Origin of the sequence: Bradyrhizobium sp. AUGA SZCCT0176 (assembly GCF_018130145.1) — a bacterium.
GTDB lineage: Bacteria > Pseudomonadota > Alphaproteobacteria > Rhizobiales > Xanthobacteraceae > Bradyrhizobium.
On record NZ_JAFCMB010000004.1, the window covers coordinates 498754 to 520386 of the forward strand.

Below are 21633 nucleotides of genomic sequence, written 5' to 3' on the forward strand. Positions count from 1 at the left end.
CTGCACCGAGATGAAGGGCCGCCCGTAGGCGACCCTTCCTGTTACGCGCTTTCCGCCGGCTTCAGGCGAACCAGCTTGTTGAGCAGGGCATCGAAGCCCTGCCCGTCGCCGGCGTGAAGGTCGATGCGGCCGACCTTCTCCACCAACCGCTCGAGGGACTCCAGTTCCTTGAGCCGCAGCAGCAGCGGGTTCTCTTCCATCAGCTTGGCGGTGTTCAGAAGCGAGCGCGTCGCCGCGGTCTCTTCCTGCCGGCGGATCAAATTGGCCTTCGCCACTCGCTCCGCCTCCACCACCTTGTTCACCAGCTCGCGGATCTCGCCGGGCAGGATCACATCCTTGACGCCGAGCTCCGTCACCTCGACACCGCTGTCCGCGATACGCCCGCGGACATAGTCCCGAAGCTCCGCATCGAGAGCTGCCTTTGCGGACAGCACCTCGTCGAGCGTGCGGCCGGCAACCGCCTCGCGGATCGCGAACTGCACCAGCCGGTACAGCCACGCATCCACGTCAGGCACCACGGCGACGACCCGCTCTGGATCGACGATCCGGCGGAACGCCGTCAAGGTCACCCGCAGCGCGATGCGGTCCTTGGTCAGCATCTCCTGCGCGGTGATCTCGACCGCCTGGGGACGCAGATCGAGGCGCTTGACCTCGACCTTGCGGCCGACGATCCAGAACGCGTGCCGGCCGGGCGCGAGCCGCTCCACCAGCCGGCCCTCGACATAGAGCAGACCGGCTTCGTGGTTCTCGACCACCGCTTCCGTCACGACCACCGAACGGTTGCGATCGATCATCGCCAGATGACGCGCCGTCACCCTGGGATCGCTGGTCACGTCGATGCGCTCGACATCGATCGTGGTCGCGACCTTCCAGTAGACGCGCGCCTGCCAGGGCGTCATCAGCTGCATCGGACGGCCGTCGAGGTTGACGATGGCGACTTCATCCGCCCTGGTCTCGACCGCCTCGAACAGCTCGGCCGCCAGATCAGGCCGTGCAGCCTTCAGCACCAGGTAACGCTCCACCGGAAATTCGGCGCGAACCACCTTGAACACTTCGGCCGCCAATTCGTTGCGCGGATCGAACAGCCGATGCCGGCCGGGTCCGAGCACGCGCTCGAGCCTGCCGCTCCGCGTCAGCAACGCTCGCTCGCCATCCTTCACCGTCACATGCGTCATCAGGAAATGCCAGTTCATGGCACGCCTCCATCATTGGCCTTCCGGCCAGAGGTCGGAAGGCTGGTTTCGTTTTGAAGGAACGGAGGACCGAACGGCGCTTCCTGAAGGTCCGGCGGGCCGTGGTTTGAGCTTGCATGACGACAGGCGCACGCGCGCAATCGCCCGACAATGTCGGGCGTTTTGAGCGGTGTTCCCGGCGTCAGCGCAAGCGGTATCCACCGCGGCGCAGAGCCGTTCGTACAGTGTCTAGGTTCGGACGAAGAGCCTTGCGGCAATGCGGCCGGACTGCGACTGAAGCGCGCGTCCGGTCCCCTTCAATGGGAAATTCAGTTTTTTAGACTGAACCGGAGCGTTGGAACGGGATTCGAACCCGCGTCACGATGATTCATAGTCATCTGCTCTACCACTGAGCTATCCTTCGGTTGCGCAAGAGATCGGAATCGAACCGACGCCTTCGGGTTTCACCCCGACGCTCTCCATGAGCTACACCTCGCGTCTTCATTCGGCGGAACACGAAACCGGACACCGGCTCGCGCCAGTCGGGATCTCAGAGAGCCCGAACCCATGGCCTAGCGAAGGAGCGGGCTAATAAACGAAACATCTTTCAGTTGCAAGCGTGTTTTTCAAATTCGGCAAGTGCTGTGACTTCCCGTCACAGCCATTCAACGAACCAAGTGCCCATTCGTCGCAATTCGATGACGTGATGCCGTCCGCTATCGGTCGCCTGTCCGCGCCGCGACGCTGACGCACTCGCGTCGATGATGCTGCCTTCCATCCCGGAAGCCTACCCACGTCGTGCCGCGCCTCGTCGATGCGCGCGACGGCTGGCGATGTGACCCGCCGTCACTTCGCGACGAGAGGGTCGACGCTAAACGTGGCCGCACCAGCGTTGGATGATCGCGTCGGCTAAATCAAAGGAGAACTGTGATGACCTGTTGGCGCGGGACCGTCGAACGATGGCGGTCGTCCGCAATCGCAAGCAGACTTTGTGCGGGGACCACGTGACGGTGATGTTTGAAGATAATTGCACTCGCGCATTTCCGGTTTAATTTTCTGTACGATCAGTACACAAAGGCGGTGCGCGATGTGGCGCCTGTTATCCGGAAACAATGATCTTCATGGGGTGGAACGCCCGGAGCCCGTACGAGGTTAGATAGAATGCGCACCATCGCGGCGGCGCTGATCGGCGGCCTTGGATTGGAGGCGGCACATGAAAATCATCGTGGACGAAGACGGAGAAATCATCGCCAAAACAACGGATGACCATATTCTGATCGGCGGCCACCACCGCCTCGCGGTGGCAGCCAGCCTCGGTCGAAAACTGTTCTGGCGAGATACCGGCGAACCTGTAAAGCTTGACCTGTTCTTCAAGCATCATGGAACTCTTCGACATACAGCCTGAGGAGGCTGCACATCGCAGGGATGAGCCTCTGTTACGTTGTGGCCCGGATGACAAGGGGCGCAGAAAGCCCCGCGCAAACGGGGCCTCCGCTCGCTTCTTTCAGACGGACTGCGTTATTTCGACATGTCCTGTGCAAATCTGACCGCCCCGTACCCGGCGAAAAAGCCGGTGCTGAACGCCGCCGCACCCACCAATATGAAGATAAAGCCGCCATTGACCTCATCGAGTTCCGCATCAGTCACGGTATCCGACGCAGCGATTTCGATTGCATCCATAGTTACGCCTCCTACCTTGGGTTGGTTGATACCGATGCACCAGTGCCTCGGCGATCGGAACGATGACTGATCGGCGGCGGTCGCACTGTTACGAAGATCACATTCTTCGGTGGCCTAAGGCCGAACCCGGTGACCCATACGCCGCGGCCGATCGGTTAGGATCGCTCGCGCTAGATACCTTCTGCAACAATGATTGCTACGCGTATGAGTCCCTGCGTTCGCAGGGACGACGAGCGGCGTCACTGAACCCTGGCCAGCACCGCAAGGCGCCGGATGCCCTGGTTCCGGTACGCGTTCAGGAACGCGTAATAGTCCTTGAAGGAAACGCAGCCATTGGAATCGCCGCGGCTGCCGAGCATGTAGGTATGCGCCAGAAGGCCGTCACGGTTGAAGATCTTGTCCTGCCCGCCGATCGGCGTCAGCCGCAGCGCCGGCACGCCGTGGAACAGCGCCTCGCGCGGCTTCAGGTCATAGATATGCGGCGGCGTCACGCCCTGCATCCGCACATGCGCATAGCGCACATCGTCCATCTTGGCGCCGAGGCCTGAATGCGCTTCGAGTTTGGTGCCGTCGGGCAGATAGACCATCTTCGCCGAAATGTCGTAGACCGCGGTCTGCTTGTCGTAAGGCGGCGATCCGCCCAGCATCGGGTTTTGCGCGCGGGTATCGGGTAGGCTTCCGGTGACGCTGGCGTCGGCGGAAGCGTACGACAACAGCCCGCCATGCGAGGGCTGCTTGCCCCACAATTTCTCGACCATGCTCGGCTTGTCGTTGGACGCAATCGACATCACCGCCGCCTTGGCGCGCTGCGCCATGTCGCGGACGGAAGCCCCGGATTCCTTCGCGGCGGGTTTGGCTTCAGCCTGCTTGGGCGCCGGGGCCGGAACGTTCAACGCGACCTGGGTCGGTGCCTGCGAAGCGGCTTCCTTCGGCTTCGGCGCTTCGCCAGGTTTTGGCGCTTCAGTCTTCTTCACACCGACCGGCAGCGAGACCTCCGCCACTTGCGTGGCTTCGATCGCCCTGGATGCTTCGCCTTGCGGCGCCGAGGCTGCAAACCTTTCGTTAAACATAATCGAAGGAGCGACGGTCACGGGCGCGGAAATTTTCGGGGCCGGCTGGGGCAGCGACGCGAACACTTCGTTGAAGGCGGGCCGCGCCGGACGCGACGCGACAATCGAGGAGCTCTTGACGACCGGCGGATCGAACGCCGCGCTGTTGACCGAGGGATAGATGCCGGCTGCGAAAATATTGCTGTAGACGGTCCAGGCGCAGCCCAGCACCACGGCTGCGATCGCGACGCCGCCGAGGAAATGCTGAGGAATGACTTTCCGGGAAGATTTCTTGCGGTTGTGGGCCGCAAGGCCAAACGCACCGGTACTCGTACTCATTCGCCTTGCGTCCACAACAACTCTACTAAGTCCCCGCTTGATGCCGCGCCCGAAAAGTTCCCGGGCAGCATCTCGCAAAGACACGGAGCGTCATTAAGGCGAGTTTTAGTTAAATGCAGATTAAACGCGGGCAGATGTAAGGCATGCGCAAATCATTGGAAGTTATGCGCAAATCAGCCCGTAAACATGCGGGGTTGCCCTGCGATCGGGACATCCGGCCGTTGGCCGGCTGTCCCATTTTGGCAATCAATCCTTGAACGGATCGAATTCGTTCTCGCCCGCCATGACGACGGCGAACGGACGCAGCGTGTGCTGCACCTTGATCGAGCCGGCATGCTCGGCAAGCACCTCCGGCAACCTTCGATAGGCCATCGGGCTTTCGTCGAGATCGGCGCCGATCAACGTCACGCCGCGCGACTGCAGCCACGCATCCATCTCGACGCGCGTAAACCTCCGTTTGGCCTCCCTGCGACCGAACCTCCGGCCCGCGCCGTGAACCGTCGAGTAGAGCGACGCCTTCGCTTCAAGGCTATCGACGCCTTCGACGATGACGGCGTCATCTCCCATCGACCCGCCGATGAAGCCGCGCTGTCCCGGAAATGCCGGCGTCGCGCCCTTGCGCACCACCCACAAATCCTTACCCGCATGATTTTCGCGCCAGGCGTAATTGTGATGGTTGTGGACCATGTCGGTGACGTTGCCGCCGATGATCTTGCGCACGCGCTCAATCACCCACTCCCGGCCGGCATAGGAATAGCGGCCGGCCAGTTGCATCGCCGCGATGTAGCGTCGCCCGATCTCGCTGTCCTCGTCGATGACAGCCGGCGGCACATTCATGCCATCCTTGCCGCCCGCAGCCTTGAGGTAGCGGGTGGCACTGGTGTGGCCGAGACCGCGGCTGCCGAAGTGAACGCCGATCCAGACAAGGCCGGCTTCGTCGCGCATCAAGTCGACATAGTGGTTGCCCGATCCGACGGTGCCGAGCTGCGACACGGCCTTCTGCCGATACGCGCCCATGTCGGATTCTCTCCAGGCATCGCCGTCGTCGAACAGTTCGTGCTCGACGCGCTCCTCATTGGTCCGCCCGACGCCAAAGGAAATCGCCCTGTGCACGTCCTTGATGATCGTGCCGACATTGCTTTCGATCCGGCTGAACGGCGTATCGAGACGCACCGCCATGTTGCCGCAGCCGATGTCGAAGCCGACGCCGGAGATGCTGATCTGCTTCTCATAGGCGATCACGCCGCCGACCGGCTGGGCATATCCCAGATGACCGTCCGCGCAGATCACGCCGGCCACGGCGTTGCCGACCGCCATGCAGTTGCGCATCTGCGCGATCGTGGCTTCCTCGTGCTGGCCGAAGATCTTGAGTGGGCTGTTCTGGTATTGCGCAGCCTGCGCCGTGAACTGTTCGTTGCGCGCAGCGTCGCGGAACGTGCACCAGACGGGGATCGGCCGCTGACCGGGGCGATCGATCTTCGCATCGGGCTCGAGCCCGGCTTCGACCGCCAGGGCTCTTGCACGCTCCTGATAGGGATCGAGCCGCATTACATCTTCCTCTTCCACGATTACCGAGACGTCGCCGGCCATGTCTTACACCGAGCATAGGTCGTCGCACCAAAACCCGCTTAGGTTCATAGGCAGCGATGCTTTCGCCGGACACAGCCTGCCGTCAGCGTGGCGCTCATTCATCCGATCGGTCGTCGGATTATTGCCGGCGCAGCCACGTCGGCAAAACGCTGTTTTCCAGCGCCAGTTCCGGCGGCGGGGAGCGATCGAATACCCCGCCCTTCGGCCCCTCCAGCAGATCGAGTGCGTAAGTCTCGACGACAAGCGGGCCGCGCTTGCGCGTGACCTCGCCGACCTTCTCGACGCGGGCAAATTCGTCCTTCAACGGATGAGCGCCGGGCAAGGCCTCGCGAACATACAGCTGTTTGTCGCCGAGCTGGGCCGCCGTCGGCTCGGGCATGTTGACCCAGCGGATGCGCTGGCTTTGCTGAGCAACGCAAGTGCCCTTCGGCAGATAGAACGCAAGCCAGCCGGTGGTGCCGTAATCCGGCGCGAGTACGCAGGATGCGCCCGCGCGCGCCCGCACGGCCTCGATCTCACCTGCGATTTCGCGCCAGCCGACGCCGACACTGCGCACGGTGGCGTCGCGGCGATAACCCGAGAGCGCGCCGGTGTTGGCTTGCACGATCAGGATCGCAAACATCACAATGCCTGTTGGCGCCGCCCAGCGCAGGCAGAAATTGACGGTGCGCTGCTCGCGCTTCTCCCATGGCACCAGATGGGCTGCATACGCCGCCGCGACCACAAACGCCGGGTAGACCGGTGCGAACCAGTTCGCCTCGACGCGGGCGTGCAGCGAATGCCAGACGAAATAGACGACGATGGTCCAGAACATGGTGCTGACCAGCACGCGCGCCGGCAGCGCACCGGCGCGACGCTGAAACAAAGCATAGAGACCCATCGCGCCGAGAATCCATACCAGCGGCGTTGCGAACGCGATCTGCGTCGGGATCAGTTCGGCGATGAAGGCCGGCTTGAAATCCTCGATCCGCGCCCGGCCCATCTGCTTGATGAAAGACACCCAATGATGATCGGCGTTCCACAGAATGACCGGCGAAAACATCAAGAGCGCGACGAGGCCGCCGAGATAAGGCCATGGTGAAATCAGCCAGCGCCGCAGTTTCGGAACCACCACCAGCCAGATCAGGATCGCGGGGCCGAAGAACAGCGCGGTGTATTTCGACAACAGCGCAGCGCCCGTGGCGAGACCTACCGCCAGCCACCACGCACCGCGTCCGGTCTCGAGCACCTTGGACAGCGAAAACAGCACGAAGCTCGACGCTACCAGGAGCGGCGCATCCGGCGTGACGATCATGGTGCCGACCGCGGCCATCAGCGTGACGTTGAGCAGGATCGCCGACGTCGTCGCCACCCGCCTGCCGCCGAACAACACGGCCGCGGTCTGGTACACCGCCCAGCTCATCGGCAGCGCCAGCAGGATAGAGACCAGACGCACGCCGAGTTCGGTGTCACCCGCAATCATGGTGCCGAGGCGGATCACGAATGCCACCATAGGCGGATGGTCGTAATAGCCGCCGGCCAGATTCTTCGACCACATCCAGTAATAGGCTTCGTCGAAGGTGATGGGCGTGTAGGCGGCGGCTACCAGCCGTACCGCGACCAGCGCCAGGATCGTCAGAACCGTGTTGAGGACAAGCCGCGCCTCGTTCGGATTCATTTTGGAGCCCCACCGGTCCTGTTTGAATCAGGACCGGGCTCCAGTTCATCGTTTCGACGCGTTTTCTTCACGCGAACCGGGTATCCACTTCGCTTGAAAACGCCGTCGATCATCGCTTGCGCCAGACGAACAGTCCGGACATCGCGTAATTCCAGACCACGCCCATCAGCGCGCCCGCCGCTCCCGCCAGCCACCAGATCGGCTCCTGGTCGTAGACCGAGAACGCGACGCCGACATTGGCGAACAGGCCGACGCTGCAGACGAGGTAAAACAGCAGCAGGCCGCGCAGGATGGCAAAACCCTTCAGGCGTTGATCGCGATAGGTGAGAAAATTGTTCAGGATGAAATTGCTGGTCATCGCCACCAGTGCGCCGACGGCCTGCGACTCCGGGAATGGCATGTTGAAGAGTTGGTTCGCGATGAACAGCGCCGCGAGATGCACGATGAGGCCGATCGAGCCGACCATCGCAAACAACAGAAAGCGCAGCGAGACCACGTCGTGAGTGAACTTGGCCAGCACCAGACCCAGGAAATCCAGCGCCACCATCGAATCGAGCTTGCTCTCGCCGTGCTGGCGCGAGCCGAAGGTAAAGGGAACCTCGACCGTGCGCAGCTTGCCTTGCGCGGTCGCGACGATATCGAGCAGGATCTTGAAGCCCTGGATTGAAAGCTGCGGCGCCAGTTGCTCGAAGCGGTCGCGGCGGATCATGAAGAAGCCGCTCATGGGATCGGCGATCTCGACCTTGAGCACGCGTCTTGCAACTTCGGTCGCGAGCGCGCTGATGCCGGCGCGTCCCTTGTTGAAACTGTCGGCGCTGCCGCCCTCGACATAGCGGCTGCCGACCACGAGTTCGGCCTCGCCACGTTGCAAGAGGCCCACCATCTTCGGCAGCTGGGTCTCGTCGTGCTGTAGATCGGCGTCGATGACAGCCGCATAGGGCGCGCTGGCGGCGAGAATGCCCTCGATGCACGCCCCGGACAGGCCGCGCCGCCCGATCCGGCGGATGCAGCGGACGCGGGGATCCTTCTGCGCCAGGCCGCGCACCACTTCCCAGGTGCCGTCAGGGGAATTGTCGTCGACGAACACGACTTCCCAGGGGATGTCCTTGAGGGTCGCGTCCAGCCGCCGGTAGAGGACGGTGACGTTGTCGCGTTCGTTAAAGGTAGGGACGACGACCGAAAGCTGAGGCAAACCCGCGGCCTGCGGCGGGTTTTCGGGGCCCGGTTTGATGGCTTGATTCATGGGCCAGCGTATATCCGCAGCCGCTGGGGATGCCAAGGCGCCGCCAGGACTACCAATGGCGCCGCCAGCGCTACGAAAGACGCCGCCAGCAATCGAAGCCGCCGCTAAGATTACCAAAGCAGGGGCGCGGGAACGGGTTTCAGGTGGGGAAACTGGGCCAAAAAGGCCCCCAAAATGCCAACGACCACGAACAGAGGGCGCGCGTACATCCGGCGCAGCCAAACTATTCATGGTCGTCCCGGCGCCGGAGCTGCTAAAGCATCGACGTCGCCGTTAGGAGCAAGATAGGGATGCCAGGGGCCTTCCGCAAGGGTGGCCTGACCCCTGCCCTGCGTCGACTAATTCGGCACTTCCCGGATCACCGGTCCCCGTGGTGCGGGCGCCGCGGGCGCCATCTGGGACGGTTGCTGGACAGCGGCCGGCTTCGGCGCCGGCTTGCCAAACTGCCCGATCGGCCCATAGGCGATCGCGACCACCAGCACGATCGAGGCGACAATGGCACCCAAGATACCGGCTATCGACTCAGAATTCATACCCGACAATCCCCCGTCTGATCGGGAATCAATATCACGGAAGGCCGGAATGGTCGAACAGGCTGACGAAAACCGAGTTGGCTACTTCGACGCGGCTTTGCGCCTTGCGAACGCCGTCACGATGTCCTTCTGGGCGAAGGCGATGGCATCGTTGGCCGTCGTCAGGTTCGCGCCCGCATCCTTGTCCGGGGACTGGATCCCGAGAAAGCCCACCAGCGCCACCCGGAAATTCTGCCGCTCCGACGCACAGGCAGCCGCGATCAACGCGCCAAATTCCTGTTCCGGCATGTTCCTGTTGCTCTCGCGCGGATACTCGCGGGCCAGGCAGTTCCAGTAGGCGTCACGCCCCGAAACCGCCAATTTGCGCGCGTCACCGACCTCGTCGGCGAGAACTGGGAAAGTGGTCATCACGACCAATGCGGCGATCAGGATGCGCATCCTTTTCTCCATCCTTGTTTTGCGTAGCCCGACCCGCGATCGAGACAAGAGTGCACAGCACGGTTTCAGCGAGTTGGCCAATCACGATTGATTGGGCTGCTGGAGTACGCGCTGTCGGAGAAGGCCCCGGCTCCGCGATCAACGCCGCATCTCAGGAGCTTGTGCTGTGGCGCGCGCTTCGCTTTGACGCCGGCCCGGCCCCGCGCATGTAATGCCGCTCCGGCCGATAGCGGCCGGACCAGTTTCGCATCATCCTGCGGGCGAATGTCGACAGCCATTGGAAGATTGCCATCGGAAGCTCCTTCTCGTTCCGCGTTCCGAAATTCAGGCGCCGAGTTGGCCGGTCAGCCGCTCGTGGAACGAGGAGCTGCGCTGGTCGAGCCCGACGAACGTGACTGACGCGCCATGGTCGCGGTATTTGGTTTCAATCGAATCCAGCGCCGCGACGCTCGAAGCGTCCCAGATCTGGGAATGGGTGAGATCGATCAGGACGCGCTTGGGATCCGCGCCGTAGGAGAAGCGCTCGACGAGGTCGTTGCTGCTGCCGAAGAACAGCGGCCCATGGACGTGATAGCGAACCGAAAGGCCGTCTTCGCTGAGCGTGCGGTCCGCACGGATGACATGGGCGACCCGGCGCGCGAACAACACCATCGCCAGCAACACCCCGACGGCGATCCCGATCGCGAGATTGCTGGTGGCAACCGTGACGGCAACGGTCAGGACCATCACCAGCGTTTCCGGGATCGGCATGCGCCTCAGCGTCGCCGGCGTGATGCTGTGCCAATCGATGGTCTTGAGGGCTGCGATCATCATGACGGCGGCGAGCGCCACCATCGGAATTTGCGCCATCAGGTCGCTCAGCGCGGTCACCAGCACCAGCAGCACGATTGCGGCGACCACCGTCGATATCCTGGTGCGGCCCTGCCCGATCTTCACGTTGACGACGGTCTGGGCGATCATCGCGCATCCGCCGATGCCGCCATAGAATGCGGCCGCGATATTGGCGACGCCGAGCGCCCAGGACTCCTTGCCCTTGTGCGAGCGGGTATCGGTCAGGTCGTCGACCAGCTTCGCCGTCAGCAGCGTCTCCAGCAGGCCGACAAAGGCGACGCTGAGCGCGGTCGGCCAGATGATGCTGAGCGTTTGAAGGTTGAGCGGGACGATGAACGCAGTAAAGCCAGGAAGCCCCGGCGCCATGGCGCCCTCGCCACCGACATTGGGCACGGTCAGATGCCCCACCATCACGATCGCGGTCACGACGATGATCGCGACCAGCGGCGCCGGCACGGCCGTCGTGAAACGGGGCATGATGAGGACAACCGCGATCGTCAGCGCGAACAGCGGATAGACCAGCCACGGTACGTTGAAAATGTGGGGCACCTGCGCCGCAAAGATCAGAATGCCGAGCGCATTCACAAAACCGATCATCACCGAACGCGGAACGAAGCGCATCACCCGCGCCAGTCCGGCGAGTCCGAAGACGATCTGGATGACACCGGCAAAAAGGATGGTCGGCAGGATGTAGCCGACGCCATGCACCTTCACCATCGGCCCGATCACCAGCGCGATCGAGCCCGCCGCCGCGGTGACCATCGCAGGCCGGCCACCGAGCGCCGACATCACCAGGCACAGCACGATGGAGGAGACCAGCGCCACCTTGGGGTCGACGCCCGAGACAAAGGAGAACGAGATCACCTCCGGAATCAGCGCCAGCGCGGTGACTATGCCGGCCAGGGACTCGCGGACGAAAAGGTTGGGCGCACGCAGCACCGCGCCGATCGACGGCGAGTCTTCAAACTGGAGTTGCGCGTTGGTCGTGGTGCTGGCGACTTGCATGGGAAACTTCCAAAAGATGTTGGGCGATGCTCCGGCCTCGCGGGTTGCGAAAAGGGATACTCGTCAGGTGCCCGGTGGTTGACGCACGACGCAGCGGAAGCCGATATGACAGGTGGAAGAATCCACGGTTTCGCCCTGGCGCGCCGACGGCCGGTAGCGCAGGCAATAATTCGGCGCGCACAGATGCGAACCGCCCTTCACCACGCGGCGCACGGATTTGTCGTCGCCGGGCTTCGGATGACAGCACGATTGCTGTTGCTGCTCCTGCGCGGCGCCATAGGGGCTCGACGTCCATTCCCAGGTGTTGCCGACCATGTCGAACAGGCCGTAGCCGTTGGCCGGGAACGCATCGACCGGCGATGTGCCCTCGTAGCCGTCATCGGCCGAATTCTGGTAAGGAAAATGGCCCTGCCAGGTATTGGCCATGAACTGCCCGTCCGGATTGGAGGCGTCGCCCCAGGGATAGGCCTTGCCTTCCAGACCACCGCGCGCCGCAAACTCCCACTCTGCTTCAGTCGGAAGCTCCTTGCCGGCCCACGCCGCGTAAGCGAGCGCGTCCTCATAAGCCACATGCACGACAGGATGATTTTCGCATCCTGCGATCGAACTCTCCGGCCCCAGCGGATGCCGCCAGTCGGCGCCGGGTCTGTATTCCCACCAGGCGAGATTGTTGCGCAGGTTGACCGGACGATCGGGCTTCTTGAACACCAGCGAGCCCGGCACCAGCATTTCCGGATCGGCGTCGGGATACATCGACGGGTTCGGCGGGCGCTCGGAATAGGTGACGTATCCGGTCGCCTCAACGAATTTTTGAAACTCGGCGTTGGTGACGGGATAGGTGTCGATCCAGAAGCCGTCGACGGAGGCGGGACGCACCGGGCGTTCCTCCCGATAGAAGCTGTTGGAGCCCATCAGGAAAGAGCCGCCCGGGATCCAGACCATGGTATCGCGGTTGATTGTGCCTGATGTCACGCCCGTGTTTGGTTGGCCAGGGAGCGAGCAGCAGCCCGCTCCCCGGCGATTGCCGGCTGCACCCTGCGCGGCGTCAGCCGCTATCGTCGGTGCAGACATCGTCGTCAAGCCTTCTGGCGCTGCTTCGGCACGAAATCGAGTGCCGCGCCCGGCGGAATCAGTTCCTCCTTCTTGGCGCTCTCCTCGAAGTCGCGGATGATGCGCTGGGCGTGTTGCATCACCCACCAGCGAACGTAGCGCTGGTTGACGGCGTCACGCTCCTTCGGGTCTTCCTTCAGATGCGTGATGCGGGCAAATCCGAGCGCCAGCTCCGGATCGTGGAAGTGCTGCTGCCGCTTGAAGTTGATCTTGAAGTCCTTCCACTTCACGGCGTGCAGCTCGTCCTTGAGCCAGACGATGCAGGACTCGCGGTTGGACGTTTCCTTCTTGCCGAGGAAGAACTCGCTCTGGTCGACGCCGTCGATCAGCCGATCCTTGGGCGCTTCGCAACCGGTCATGGACAGCAGCGTCGTGAACATGTCGGTGACATGAACCATCTCGTTGCTTTCGGTGCCCGGCTTGATGTGGTTCGGCCAGCGGATCAAGAGCGGCGTACGAATGCCGCCTTCCGCCGAACTGAAATACGAGCCGTCGAAGAAGCCGCCGGTGCCGCGTCCGGCGAGATGGTCCTCGGCGCCGTTGTCACCGCACATCACGACGATAGTGTTGTCGCGAACGCCGAGTTCGTCGAGCTTGTCGAGCAGCACGCCGAAATCATGGTCCAACATCAGCAGGCAATCGCCCCAGTCGCCATTGGTGCTCTTGCCGACGAATTCGTCGCGCGGGCTCATCGGGAAGTGCATCAGCGAGTGGTTGAAGTAGCAGTAGAACGGCTTGTCCGCCTTGACGGACTTTTCCATGAACTTGATGGCGCGCTTCTGGTATTCGAGGTCGCAGGTCTTCTTGGTCTCCATGGTGAGCTGCTCATCGAGCAGCGGCCAGGCCCCCTTGCCCTTGACGCCTTCATGCATGTGCGAGAAGCCGTCGCGCTCCGCGACATAATGCGGGTCGGTCAGCCACATGCATTCGTCATAGGTGCGCAAGGGGCCGTACCATTCGTCGAACCCGTGGTCGGTCGGGAAGCGGCCGTCCTCGGCGCCGATGTGCCATTTGCCGTAGATCGAGGTCGCATAGCCCGCATCCGACAGGATGGTGCCGATGGTGCGCTCCCACTTGACAATGCCGCCGCCATTGCCGCCGAGCGCGATGGTGTGGTTGCCCGAACGGATCGGGAAACGGCCGGTCATCAGCGCCGAACGCGTCGGCGTGCACTGCGGCTCGACGACGTAGTGCGTCAGCTTGGCGCCTTCCTTTGCGAACTGATCCATGCGCTTGGTATCGGCGCCGCGCAGAATGCCGCCGCCGTAGCAACCGAGTTCGCCCATGCCCAGATTGTCGACATGGAAAAACAGAATGTTTGGTTTCTTTGCCATTGAATGCTCCGATTTGATGGACGCCAGGCGTGAGTCATCGTTGACGCGCGCGCCTGTTTGCGGCCGTGCTTGATTGCTGTGATCGATTTTTGGGTTCGCGCCTGTCAGGCCGCGACGTTCAAGTTACGTCAGAAGATTTCGCCTACTCCTTTCGGTCCCACTTTCATTCCAAAGCCAGATAGGCCTCGATCCTTGATCTCCGGCGCCATGGCGGCGAGCGACTCTTCCCGGATCAGACCCTTGAGCTCCTGCACCAGGTTCATGAACTCCGGCGTGTCGGTCATCTCGGCCGTTCGCGGACGCGGCAGCGGCACCTTGATGACGGCCTTGATGCGGCCCGGGCGCGCGGTCATGACGTAGATGCGGTCGGAGAGGAAAATCGATTCCTCGATATCGTGCGTGATGAACAGCACCGAGATGCGGAACTGCTGCCAGATGTTGGTGAGGATCTCCTGCATCACGACGCGTGTCTGCGTGTCCAGCGCGCCGAACGGCTCATCCATCAGCAGGACTTGAGGGCTGGTCGCCAGTGCACGGACGATGCCGATGCGCTGCTTCATGCCGCCGGACAGTTGATCCGGATAATGGTTTTCGAACGACAGCAGCCCCGCCAGATCAAGCAGCGCCCGCGCCGTGGTGTTGCGCTTGCTTTGCTCGACGCCGGCCATCTTGAGGCCGAACTCGACGTTCTTGCGAACCGACAGCCACGGAAACAGCGAGTATTGTTGGAACACGACGCCGCGGTCCGAACCGGGCTTGGTGATCGCCTTGCCATCGAGCAACGCCTCGCCGCGGGTCGGCTTGACGAAGCCGGCGACGATGCTGAGCAAGGTCGACTTGCCGCAGCCGGAAGGTCCGATCAGCGAGACGAACTCGCCCGGCTGCACGTTGAGCGAGACATTATCGACGGCGACGACCTTGTTGTCGTTGGCGCCGAACGTCACGCCCATGTCGCGAACGTCGATGAAGCCCTTGCTGACTTCGGTTTCCGCCATGGTCATGCTCATCGCCGGCCTCCGGGTGCGAATGCGAGCCAGGGCATCAGGAGGACGCCAACCATCCGGATGATGCCGCTGCACGCCAGTCCAAGGACACCGATCGTGATCATGCCGAGCACGATCGCGGGATAGTCCACCAGTGAGTAGGCTTCCCAGGTGAAGTAGCCGACGCCGAATTGACCCGAGATCATCTCGGCGGCGATCAGCGAGACCCAGGCCACGCCCATGCCGACGGCAAGACCCGTGAAGATGTGCGGCAGCGAGCCAGGCAGGATCACGTTCATGAACAGACGGATTTCGCTGGCGCCGAGACAGCGAGCCGCCCGTACCAGCACGCCATCCAGTGAATGAACCCCGTGAATGGTGTTGAGCAGGATCGGAAAGAAAGCGCCGATAAAGGTAATGAAGACGATGCTGGCCTCGTTGTTCGGCCACAGCATGATCGACATCGGCACCCAGGCGATCGCCGGAATGGGCCGCATGATCTCGACAACAGGCATGAAGAAGTCACGCACGCGCTCGTACTTGCCGATCGCAAGCCCGAGCGGCACGCCGATGATGGTCGCGATCATGAAGCCGAACAGAATGCGTCGAACACTCATGGCGATATTGAACAGGTATTTGTTCGACAGCCCGACCTGCGTCAGCTGCTGATACACCTCATAGGGCGTCGGAACATTCTTGAAGCGGATGTAGAATTCGAACTTGTACTTGGTGCCGAGATACCAAAACAGGAACAGCGCCCCGATCGAGATGCAGGCAAGCAATGCCGTGATGATCCGCTCGCGGGTCACGTATCCGAGCAGGCCCAGAAACACCTTGGTCAGCGAGACCGTGGGGATCGGCTCCGGTTCCGGCACCGGAATTTCCGATGCGGACATTTGGGCTGCGGAGGCTTTCACCGCCACCGGCTCGGGATCGGCGTGCTTGTCGACCATAGGGAGCGCCACAATCTTGGCTGTTGCCGTGCTGCCCATCGGATTCCCCTATTGCCCCAGGTTGATGGCGCCGAGGACTTCGGCATAGGTGGCAAGCTTGCCGCCATTCTTGGCCGCATAGGCTTCCGCATCCTTCTTGAGCAGGAACGGCACGACATCCGGCTTCTTCGGATCCTGGCCTCCGACCGAATAGAACGCAGCGTCGGCGAACACCTTGATGCCGAGCTCGCGGTCGACCAGATAGACGGCGTTGAACTTCTTGCCTTCGGAGCCGTACTTCTTCACGCCGAGCAGCGTGCAGACCGGTGAGCTGAACGGCACGATGTCGCCGCCCTGGATCCAGATCTCGCCGGTTTGCAGGGGATTGTTGACCGGCGTGTTGCAGACCGGATCGGTGCCGGTGACGTTATAGGTGTCATACGCAGCAAGCTGCTTGTCGTAGTCGAGCCCGAGTTCCTTGTAGGCGGTCCGTACATAGCCGTCGTTGACCCAGGCGCCGACGTTCAGTTCCTTGATCATGTTGAGCTTCTGCAGGATCGCGTAATTGGCCCCGACAGCTTCCACCCATTTCGGCTTGATGGTCGCATCGAGCGTGTGCACGCCGCCGGGACCCAGGAAGATGTAGATCACTTCCTTGTTGATCTTGGTCCACTCCTCGATCTTCTCGGCCGCAAACTTCGGGTTCTTGCGCATCCAGTCGTTCGCCTCCATCAACGCCTTGATGTAGGCCACCACGATCTCCGGATATTTCTCGCCGAAGTCCTTGCGCACGACGACGCCGTGGAAGGTCGGCACCTTGGTTTCGGCGCCGTCATAGATCTTGCGGGCAAAGCCCTTGAACGGCAGCAGCTCGGCGAACGGAACGAAATCGCCATGCGCGTCGATACGTTTTTCCTGCAGATTGGTAGTGCCGACTTCCGGCGATTGCGAAACCAGGCTCCAGAAATCGGGCGGCAGGCCGCGCTTCTGCAGCGAGGTGAGCATCATGCCGTGCGCTGCGGAGCCGAACGGCACCGACACGTTCTTGCCCTTGAGATCGGCGAGTTCGTAGAACGGCGAGTCCTTGTGGACGACGATGCCATTGCCGCCGCCAAATGCGTTGTAGGCGATGATCGCGACGAGCTGCGTTTCGTTCTTGGTCGCCTGCCCGGTGGCGCCATTCACCATCAGCGGGTAGTCGCCCATCATGCCGATCTGGATATTGTTGGCCATCATGCCGTTGGTGATCGGCGGACCGGAAGTAGCGTTCTGCCAGCTCAGCTTGTACTGGATGTCCTTGTACTTGCCGGTCTTCGGCAGGTGCTTCTCCAAGAGTCCAAGCTCTTTCAGCACGACGCCGCCGGTCACGGTGTTGGTCGTCGTATTCTGTGTGCCGATCCCGATCTCGAGAGTCTGCGCGCTCGCCTGTCCGGGCGCCAATGCGATGGCTGCCGCAGCGATCAAAGGAAGGAAGCCAGAGAGTTTAGACGCAGGGCCGATGCTCATGAGACAAATCCTTTCGAACCAAACTGTGCGGTGTGACTTGCATGGCCCATGCGCAATCCCCCGGCCGCTGCGAAGGGCGGCAGGGTTACTCGGCGCTGAGCTGACTGACTGGCTTGATGACCTTGATGGTGCAAACCACATGCCATCAGACCAATCCTGACGGCGCGGACGGCTTTCGGTTCGCGAAGGCCCGGTTCGCGAAGGGCGTGGCTAACGAAGGGAGTGGTAGGCGTCATTTGCCGCAAACTCGCTTGCTTCCATCACGGACGTGATCACGTCCGGTCAGCAAGTTCTGAACGGCCTCCTCAGAATCCGAAACGACGAACGCCTCCAACCAGCAACCTATTGCTAAGAAATTTGCGGATGCTCAATTAATGAACAGATTTTGCGCCCGTCTTGGTTATCCGGCGGGCTAAATGTCTATAAATTAGTCATTGCGATCAGACAGGACTCAGCCCGCAAAGGTCTGGAAGCCCGCCGTCATCAGCGGCGGTTTGACGCGGGACTCACTGCTAGGCGCTCGCTTCAGATGTCGTCAGAGGCCGCGGCCTTGGCGAGCTTGCCGTCGCGGATATCGCTTAGCCTGTCCGCGTCCTTGATGACGAGGTTGGAGCCGTGCGCGTGCAGGATTCCCAGCTCGGTAAATCGCTTCAGGCTGATGGTGACGGATTGGCGCGTCACGCCGGTCATGTGCGCGAGATCGGCATGCGTGAATGAGGCGGCAATCAGCGACCCCTCGCGTTCTTCAACGCCATACAGGTTCATCAGATGCAGCAGCAGCTGCGCCAGCCTTTCGGTCGGCGAGCGCGTTCCGAGCATCTGGGCGAGTGCCGAATAGCACTGTCCCTTGAAAGTCAGGCCCTCGATGATTCCGATCGCGAGCGCGGGGATCGTGAGCACCATCCGGCGCAGGATATCGCCCGGCAAATGCAGCACGGTGCTGTTGACGGCGGCGACCCCCGACCAGATGTGCAGGCCTTGCTTGAAGACCTCGGGGCCGCCGACGAAATTGCCGGAGTGCCAATAGGCGAGCGTGATCTCGCGGCCCGATGGGGCGATGTAGAACACCTTGATGCGGCCGCTCTCGATCAGGAAGATGCCGTCTTGCGGACTACCCTGGCTGAACAGCTGGGCGCCGCGGTAGAGCACTTTGCGTTTTCCGGAGCCCAACACCTGCGCGATTTCAGACTCGGTGAGGCCATGGAACAGCGACGGCGGCCCGCTCCGTTGCGTTCCACCATCGGTCATCAGCAAGGCCCCGAACTGGGCTTGCCCGCCGCCCTTGGTCTCTCGTTGCCATGGTTGATGTTTGCTTGTCATGTATCCGCTCGTAGCCAACTCCGAACCTGCGTCGATATGAACGGAAAAGTTCCTGGGCCTACGGCCTGCTACGTTGCAAAGGTTTGCAATTGGCGCGCCAAGTTCTGCGTGTATTGTCGGCCGAACCGGCGTCTGTGTCCATATATCGCGCCGCAGCGCCCGGCTTCTATCCCGCACTTCCGACGCATCTTTGCCTGCGGCAATCTGGCCAATTAGGTCCGATCTGGATTAAGATCGGTCCGCAATCATCCCTCCTTCGTAACGAGCCCCCGGTGAGCAAACCTGCAAAATCGTCCGCAAAAACCAGCGGCAACATTTTCATAGGCATCGGCGGCTGGACCTTCGAGCCGTGGCGCGGTGTATTTTACCCAGAGAAGCTGACGCAGGCGAAGGAGTTGTCCTACGCCGCGTCGAAGCTGACCTCGATCGAGATCAACGGCACCTATTACGGCTCGCAGAAGCCGGAGAGTTTTCGCAAATGGGCGCGTGAAGTGCCCGACGGTTTCGTGTTCTCGTTGAAGGGACCGCGCTTCGCCACCAACAGGCGCGTACTGGCGGAAGCCGGCGACTCCGTGAAGCGGTTCTATGATTCAGGCGTGCTGGAACTCGGCGACCGGCTGGGCCCCGTGCTGTGGCAATTCGCGCCGACCAAGAAATTCGACGAAGCCGACTTCGGCAAGTTCCTCGAACTGCTGCCGCGAAAACTCGAGGGCCGCGCGCTGCGTCACGTGGTCGAGGTCCGCCACGACAGTTTTTGCGTGCCCGATTTCATCGCGCTGCTGCGAAAGTTCGAAACGCCCGTCGTGTTCGCCGAGCACGGCAAATATCCGGCGATTGCCGATATCGCGAGCGACTTCGTCTATGCGCGGCTGCAGAAGGGCAATGACGAGCTCAAGACCTGCTACCCGCCAAAACAGCTCGACGCCTGGGCGAAGCGGTTTCAGGCCTGGGCTTCGGGAAGCGAGCCCGACGACCTGCCGCGCGTCGATGCGGCCAAGCCGAAGAAGGCGCCGCGCGACGTCTTCGCTTACGTGATCCACGAGGGCAAGGTACGCGCGCCCGCGGGCGCAATGGAATTGATCGAGCGGGTGAAGTAAGCATAGCGTTTTCGAGCGAAAGCCTGCCCCGGACTTGATCCGGGGTGGATTGCCGGTTCGCGTAAAGAAAACGCGTCAAGAGAATACCTCCCCGTCAGTCGAGCTTGATGCCGGCCTCGCGGATCAGCTTGGTCCAGGTCTCGTATTCGGACGCGACAAAGGCATTGAGCTTGTCGTCCGGCAGGTCCCAGACTTCGCCGCCGCTCTTCTCGAAACGCTCCTTGAGGTCGGGCAACGAGGCGCGGATATCGCGGCGCAGTTTTGCGATCACTTCCGGCGGAGTCTTGGCGGGCGCAAAGATTCCGAGCCAGGAATCGACATCGAGCCCGGGAACGCCGGCTTCCGACATCGTCGGCACGTCGGGCGCCAGCGGGCTGCGTTTGGACGCCAGCACGGCGATGCCCTTTGCCTGCCCGGACTGCACGTGAGGTAGGCCTGCCGCCATCGAGTCAAAGAACAGATCGATGCGGCCCGCCAGCAGATCGGTGAACGCCGGCGGCGAGCCCTTGTAGGGCACTTCCAGCAGCTTCACGCCCGCAGCTTTCATGAAGGCCGCCGCCACCAGTTGCTGGCCGGTGCCGACGCCGGCGGTCGCCACCGAGATCGAGCCCGGGCTGGCTTTCGCCGCGGCAACGATATCCACCAGCTTGGGCTGCGGCAGATCCTTGCGGCCGACCATCACATAGCCGAACTTGTAGACCAGCGCGACCGGCACAAAATCCTTCAGTGGGTCGTAGCCGAGCTTGGAATACAGCGCCGAATTGAAGGCCATGTTGGAGAGCCCGCCGACCACCAGCGTATAGCCGTCCGGTTCGCTCTGGCTCGCGGCCTGCGTCCCCACGACGGTGCCGGCGCCGGGCTTGTTCTCGACCACGAAGCCCTGCCCCATACGCTTGGAAAGCACGTCGGCAAGCTGCCGCCCGACCAGATCGTAGCTGCCGCCGGGACCGATCGGGACGATGATTTTAACGGGCCGGTCGGGATAGGTGCCCTGCGCCCGCGCCGCGCCGCCGCAAACCAGCAGCGCTACTGCGACCATCCACGTCAGCGAGCGGCAAAATCCATGCATCGTATTTCCCCCGATATAACCGGCCATCGACAGGCGCTGTTTTCGCGACTATGCGACATGGCGCACCCGGCGGCAACGCATCTGGCGGCCGGGCAGCTGCGGCATAACCTCCGCGGTTATGGAAATCCGTTGCGGGGTGACCTAGCCTGACGTCGGGACAACGGCGCCGGGACACCGACATGGCACGCAGGAATCGCCTCTTCACCATCGGTTATGAGCAGACGCCGGCCAAGGCCGTGCTCGATGAACTGGAAAGCGCCGGCGTAAAGCTGCTGGTCGACGTGCGCGCGGTGGCCGCGTCACGGCGGCCGGGCTTTTCCAAGAACCAGCTCGCGGCCGGCCTTGACGAGCGCGGCATTTCCTATCTGCATCTGAAGGGCCTGGGTACGCCGAAGACCGGCCGCGAGGCGGCGCGCAGCGGCAAGTTCGATCTGCTGCACAAGATCTATTCGGCGCATCTGAAGACAACGCAGGCCAAGGAGGAACTCGACGAATTGTCGGCGCTGGTGAAGAAGTCCGGTCCGGTCTGCATTCTCTGCTACGAGCGCGACCATCAGCAGTGCCACCGGCAATGGATCGCCGAAATCATCGAAGACCGCGATGGCGTGAAGGTGGAGAATCTGGCGGCGCGGCAGGTGTGACTCGTCATTCCGGGGCGCGCGGAGCGCGAGCCCGGAATCTCGAGATTCCCCGATGCGCAATTGCGCATCTGTGGTCTGGTGCTAACGCACCATCCCGGAACGAC

19 protein-coding genes and 2 tRNA genes are annotated in these 21633 nt (G+C 62.3%); 3 read left to right on the forward strand and 18 right to left on the reverse strand.

Features of this window, described 5'->3' with window-relative positions:
• Positions 1-41: 41 nt before the first annotated feature.
• The 3 genes from JQ600_RS13550 to JQ600_RS13560 all read right to left on the reverse strand — a co-directional run bounded on the left by JQ600_RS13550 (position 42) and on the right by JQ600_RS13560 (position 1669).
• Positions 42-1193, reverse strand: a complete 1152-nt coding sequence (locus tag JQ600_RS13550) for a slipin family protein (protein ID WP_212386944.1) — start codon at positions 1191-1193, stop codon at positions 42-44.
• Between the two features lie 335 nt (positions 1194-1528).
• Positions 1529-1592: transfer RNA gene (locus JQ600_RS13555), tRNA-His, on the reverse strand.
• Positions 1593-1600: 8 nt separating this feature from the next.
• Positions 1601-1669: transfer RNA gene (locus JQ600_RS13560), tRNA-Ser, on the reverse strand.
• Between the two features lie 716 nt (positions 1670-2385).
• On the opposite strand from JQ600_RS13560, the gene JQ600_RS13565 reads away from it, so the two are divergent.
• The gene (locus JQ600_RS13565) at positions 2386-2577 is read left to right on the forward strand and encodes a hypothetical protein (RefSeq protein ID WP_212265901.1); all 192 of its coding nucleotides are present in this window, start codon (positions 2386-2388) and stop codon (positions 2575-2577) included.
• A 113-nt stretch (positions 2578-2690) separates the two neighbouring features.
• On the opposite strand, the gene JQ600_RS13570 is transcribed toward JQ600_RS13565, so the two are convergent.
• The 14 genes from JQ600_RS13570 to JQ600_RS13635 all read right to left on the reverse strand — a co-directional run bounded on the left by JQ600_RS13570 (position 2691) and on the right by JQ600_RS13635 (position 18650).
• Positions 2691-2852: a hypothetical protein gene (locus tag JQ600_RS13570; RefSeq protein WP_212265902.1), complete on the reverse strand. Its 162-nt coding sequence runs from the start codon at positions 2850-2852 to the stop codon at positions 2691-2693.
• 239 nt (positions 2853-3091) lie between these two features.
• A complete protein-coding gene (locus JQ600_RS13575) occupies positions 3092-4240 on the reverse strand; it encodes a DUF2778 domain-containing protein (protein WP_212265903.1) in 1149 nt (382 codons plus the stop codon).
• Positions 4241-4486: 246 nt separating this feature from the next.
• Positions 4487-5788, reverse strand: a complete 1302-nt coding sequence (locus tag JQ600_RS13580; protein WP_212489955.1) for an RtcB family protein — start codon at positions 5786-5788, stop codon at positions 4487-4489.
• A 160-nt stretch (positions 5789-5948) separates the two neighbouring features.
• Positions 5949-7487 (reverse strand): glycosyltransferase family 39 protein, encoded by a 1539-nt coding sequence (locus tag JQ600_RS13585; protein ID WP_212386947.1) that lies wholly within the window; start codon positions 7485-7487, stop codon positions 5949-5951.
• A gap of 109 nt (positions 7488-7596) precedes the next feature.
• Positions 7597-8730, reverse strand: a complete 1134-nt coding sequence (locus JQ600_RS13590; protein ID WP_212386950.1) for a glycosyltransferase family 2 protein — start codon at positions 8728-8730, stop codon at positions 7597-7599.
• Positions 8731-9068: 338 nt separating this feature from the next.
• On the reverse strand, positions 9069-9263 hold the full coding sequence (locus JQ600_RS13595; RefSeq protein ID WP_192734088.1) for a hypothetical protein: 195 nt from the start codon (positions 9261-9263) through the stop codon (positions 9069-9071).
• Between the two features lie 81 nt (positions 9264-9344).
• Positions 9345-9701 (reverse strand): hypothetical protein, encoded by a 357-nt coding sequence (locus JQ600_RS13600; protein WP_212386952.1) that lies wholly within the window; start codon positions 9699-9701, stop codon positions 9345-9347.
• 324 nt (positions 9702-10025) lie between these two features.
• On the reverse strand, positions 10026-11537 hold the full coding sequence (locus JQ600_RS13605; RefSeq protein WP_212265908.1) for a SulP family inorganic anion transporter: 1512 nt from the start codon (positions 11535-11537) through the stop codon (positions 10026-10028).
• A 63-nt stretch (positions 11538-11600) separates the two neighbouring features.
• Positions 11601-12479 carry a formylglycine-generating enzyme family protein gene (locus JQ600_RS13610; RefSeq protein ID WP_212387308.1) on the reverse strand — a complete coding sequence of 293 codons (879 nt, stop codon included), beginning with the start codon at positions 12477-12479 and terminating at the stop codon, positions 11601-11603.
• A 134-nt stretch (positions 12480-12613) separates the two neighbouring features.
• Entirely contained in the window at positions 12614-13981 is a 1368-nt protein-coding gene (locus tag JQ600_RS13615) for an arylsulfatase (RefSeq protein WP_249133195.1), read from the reverse strand.
• A gap of 128 nt (positions 13982-14109) precedes the next feature.
• On the reverse strand, positions 14110-14982 hold the full coding sequence (locus JQ600_RS13620; RefSeq protein ID WP_409363275.1) for an ABC transporter ATP-binding protein: 873 nt from the start codon (positions 14980-14982) through the stop codon (positions 14110-14112).
• Between the two features lie 2 nt (positions 14983-14984).
• On the reverse strand, positions 14985-15956 hold the full coding sequence (locus JQ600_RS13625) for an ABC transporter permease (RefSeq protein WP_249133196.1): 972 nt from the start codon (positions 15954-15956) through the stop codon (positions 14985-14987).
• 9 nt (positions 15957-15965) lie between these two features.
• Positions 15966-17402, reverse strand: a complete 1437-nt coding sequence (locus tag JQ600_RS13630) for an ABC transporter substrate-binding protein (RefSeq protein WP_212386955.1) — start codon at positions 17400-17402, stop codon at positions 15966-15968.
• 525 nt (positions 17403-17927) lie between these two features.
• A complete protein-coding gene (locus JQ600_RS13635; RefSeq protein WP_249133207.1) occupies positions 17928-18650 on the reverse strand; it encodes a Crp/Fnr family transcriptional regulator in 723 nt (240 codons plus the stop codon).
• Between the two features lie 344 nt (positions 18651-18994).
• On the opposite strand from JQ600_RS13635, the gene JQ600_RS13640 reads away from it, so the two are divergent.
• A complete protein-coding gene (locus JQ600_RS13640; protein ID WP_212265912.1) occupies positions 18995-19819 on the forward strand; it encodes a DUF72 domain-containing protein in 825 nt (274 codons plus the stop codon).
• 94 nt (positions 19820-19913) lie between these two features.
• Here the strand turns inward: JQ600_RS13640 and JQ600_RS13645 are convergent, their stop codons facing one another.
• Positions 19914-20888, reverse strand: a complete 975-nt coding sequence (locus JQ600_RS13645) for a tripartite tricarboxylate transporter substrate binding protein (protein ID WP_212265913.1) — start codon at positions 20886-20888, stop codon at positions 19914-19916.
• 179 nt (positions 20889-21067) lie between these two features.
• Here JQ600_RS13645 and JQ600_RS13650 point away from each other — a divergent pair, with 179 nt between their 5' ends.
• Positions 21068-21529, forward strand: coding sequence for a DUF488 family protein (locus tag JQ600_RS13650; protein ID WP_212386960.1), 462 nt, complete (start codon positions 21068-21070; stop codon positions 21527-21529).
• Positions 21530-21633: the final 104 nt, after the last annotated feature.

Excerpts from the sequence above, each read along its gene's own strand:
- JQ600_RS13550 (WP_212386944.1), bottom strand. The coding sequence starts at position 1,193 with ATGAACTGGCATTTCCTGATGACGCATGTGACGGTGAAGGATGGCGAG.
- JQ600_RS13565 (WP_212265901.1), top strand. The coding sequence starts at position 2,386 with ATGAAAATCATCGTGGACGAAGACGGAGAAATCATCGCCAAAACAACG.
- JQ600_RS13570 (WP_212265902.1), bottom strand. The coding sequence starts at position 2,852 with ATGGATGCAATCGAAATCGCTGCGTCGGATACCGTGACTGATGCGGAA.
- JQ600_RS13575 (WP_212265903.1), bottom strand. The coding sequence starts at position 4,240 with ATGAGTACGAGTACCGGTGCGTTTGGCCTTGCGGCCCACAACCGCAAG.
- JQ600_RS13580 (WP_212489955.1), bottom strand. The coding sequence starts at position 5,788 with ATGCGGCTCGATCCCTATCAGGAGCGTGCAAGAGCCCTGGCGGTCGAA.
- JQ600_RS13585 (WP_212386947.1), bottom strand. The coding sequence starts at position 7,487 with ATGAATCCGAACGAGGCGCGGCTTGTCCTCAACACGGTTCTGACGATC.
- JQ600_RS13590 (WP_212386950.1), bottom strand. The coding sequence starts at position 8,730 with ATGAATCAAGCCATCAAACCGGGCCCCGAAAACCCGCCGCAGGCCGCG.
- JQ600_RS13595 (WP_192734088.1), bottom strand. The coding sequence starts at position 9,263 with ATGAATTCTGAGTCGATAGCCGGTATCTTGGGTGCCATTGTCGCCTCG.
- JQ600_RS13600 (WP_212386952.1), bottom strand. The coding sequence starts at position 9,701 with ATGCGCATCCTGATCGCCGCATTGGTCGTGATGACCACTTTCCCAGTT.
- JQ600_RS13605 (WP_212265908.1), bottom strand. The coding sequence starts at position 11,537 with ATGCAAGTCGCCAGCACCACGACCAACGCGCAACTCCAGTTTGAAGAC.
- JQ600_RS13610 (WP_212387308.1), bottom strand. The coding sequence starts at position 12,479 with ATGGTCTGGATCCCGGGCGGCTCTTTCCTGATGGGCTCCAACAGCTTC.
- JQ600_RS13615 (WP_249133195.1), bottom strand. The coding sequence starts at position 13,981 with ATGGCAAAGAAACCAAACATTCTGTTTTTCCATGTCGACAATCTGGGC.
- JQ600_RS13620 (WP_409363275.1), bottom strand. The coding sequence starts at position 14,982 with ATGACCATGGCGGAAACCGAAGTCAGCAAGGGCTTCATCGACGTTCGC.
- JQ600_RS13625 (WP_249133196.1), bottom strand. The coding sequence starts at position 15,956 with ATGGGCAGCACGGCAACAGCCAAGATTGTGGCGCTCCCTATGGTCGAC.
- JQ600_RS13630 (WP_212386955.1), bottom strand. The coding sequence starts at position 17,402 with ATGAGCATCGGCCCTGCGTCTAAACTCTCTGGCTTCCTTCCTTTGATC.
- JQ600_RS13635 (WP_249133207.1), bottom strand. The coding sequence starts at position 18,650 with ATGACCGATGGTGGAACGCAACGGAGCGGGCCGCCGTCGCTGTTCCAT.
- JQ600_RS13645 (WP_212265913.1), bottom strand. The coding sequence starts at position 20,888 with ATGCATGGATTTTGCCGCTCGCTGACGTGGATGGTCGCAGTAGCGCTG.
- JQ600_RS13650 (WP_212386960.1), top strand. The coding sequence starts at position 21,068 with ATGGCACGCAGGAATCGCCTCTTCACCATCGGTTATGAGCAGACGCCG.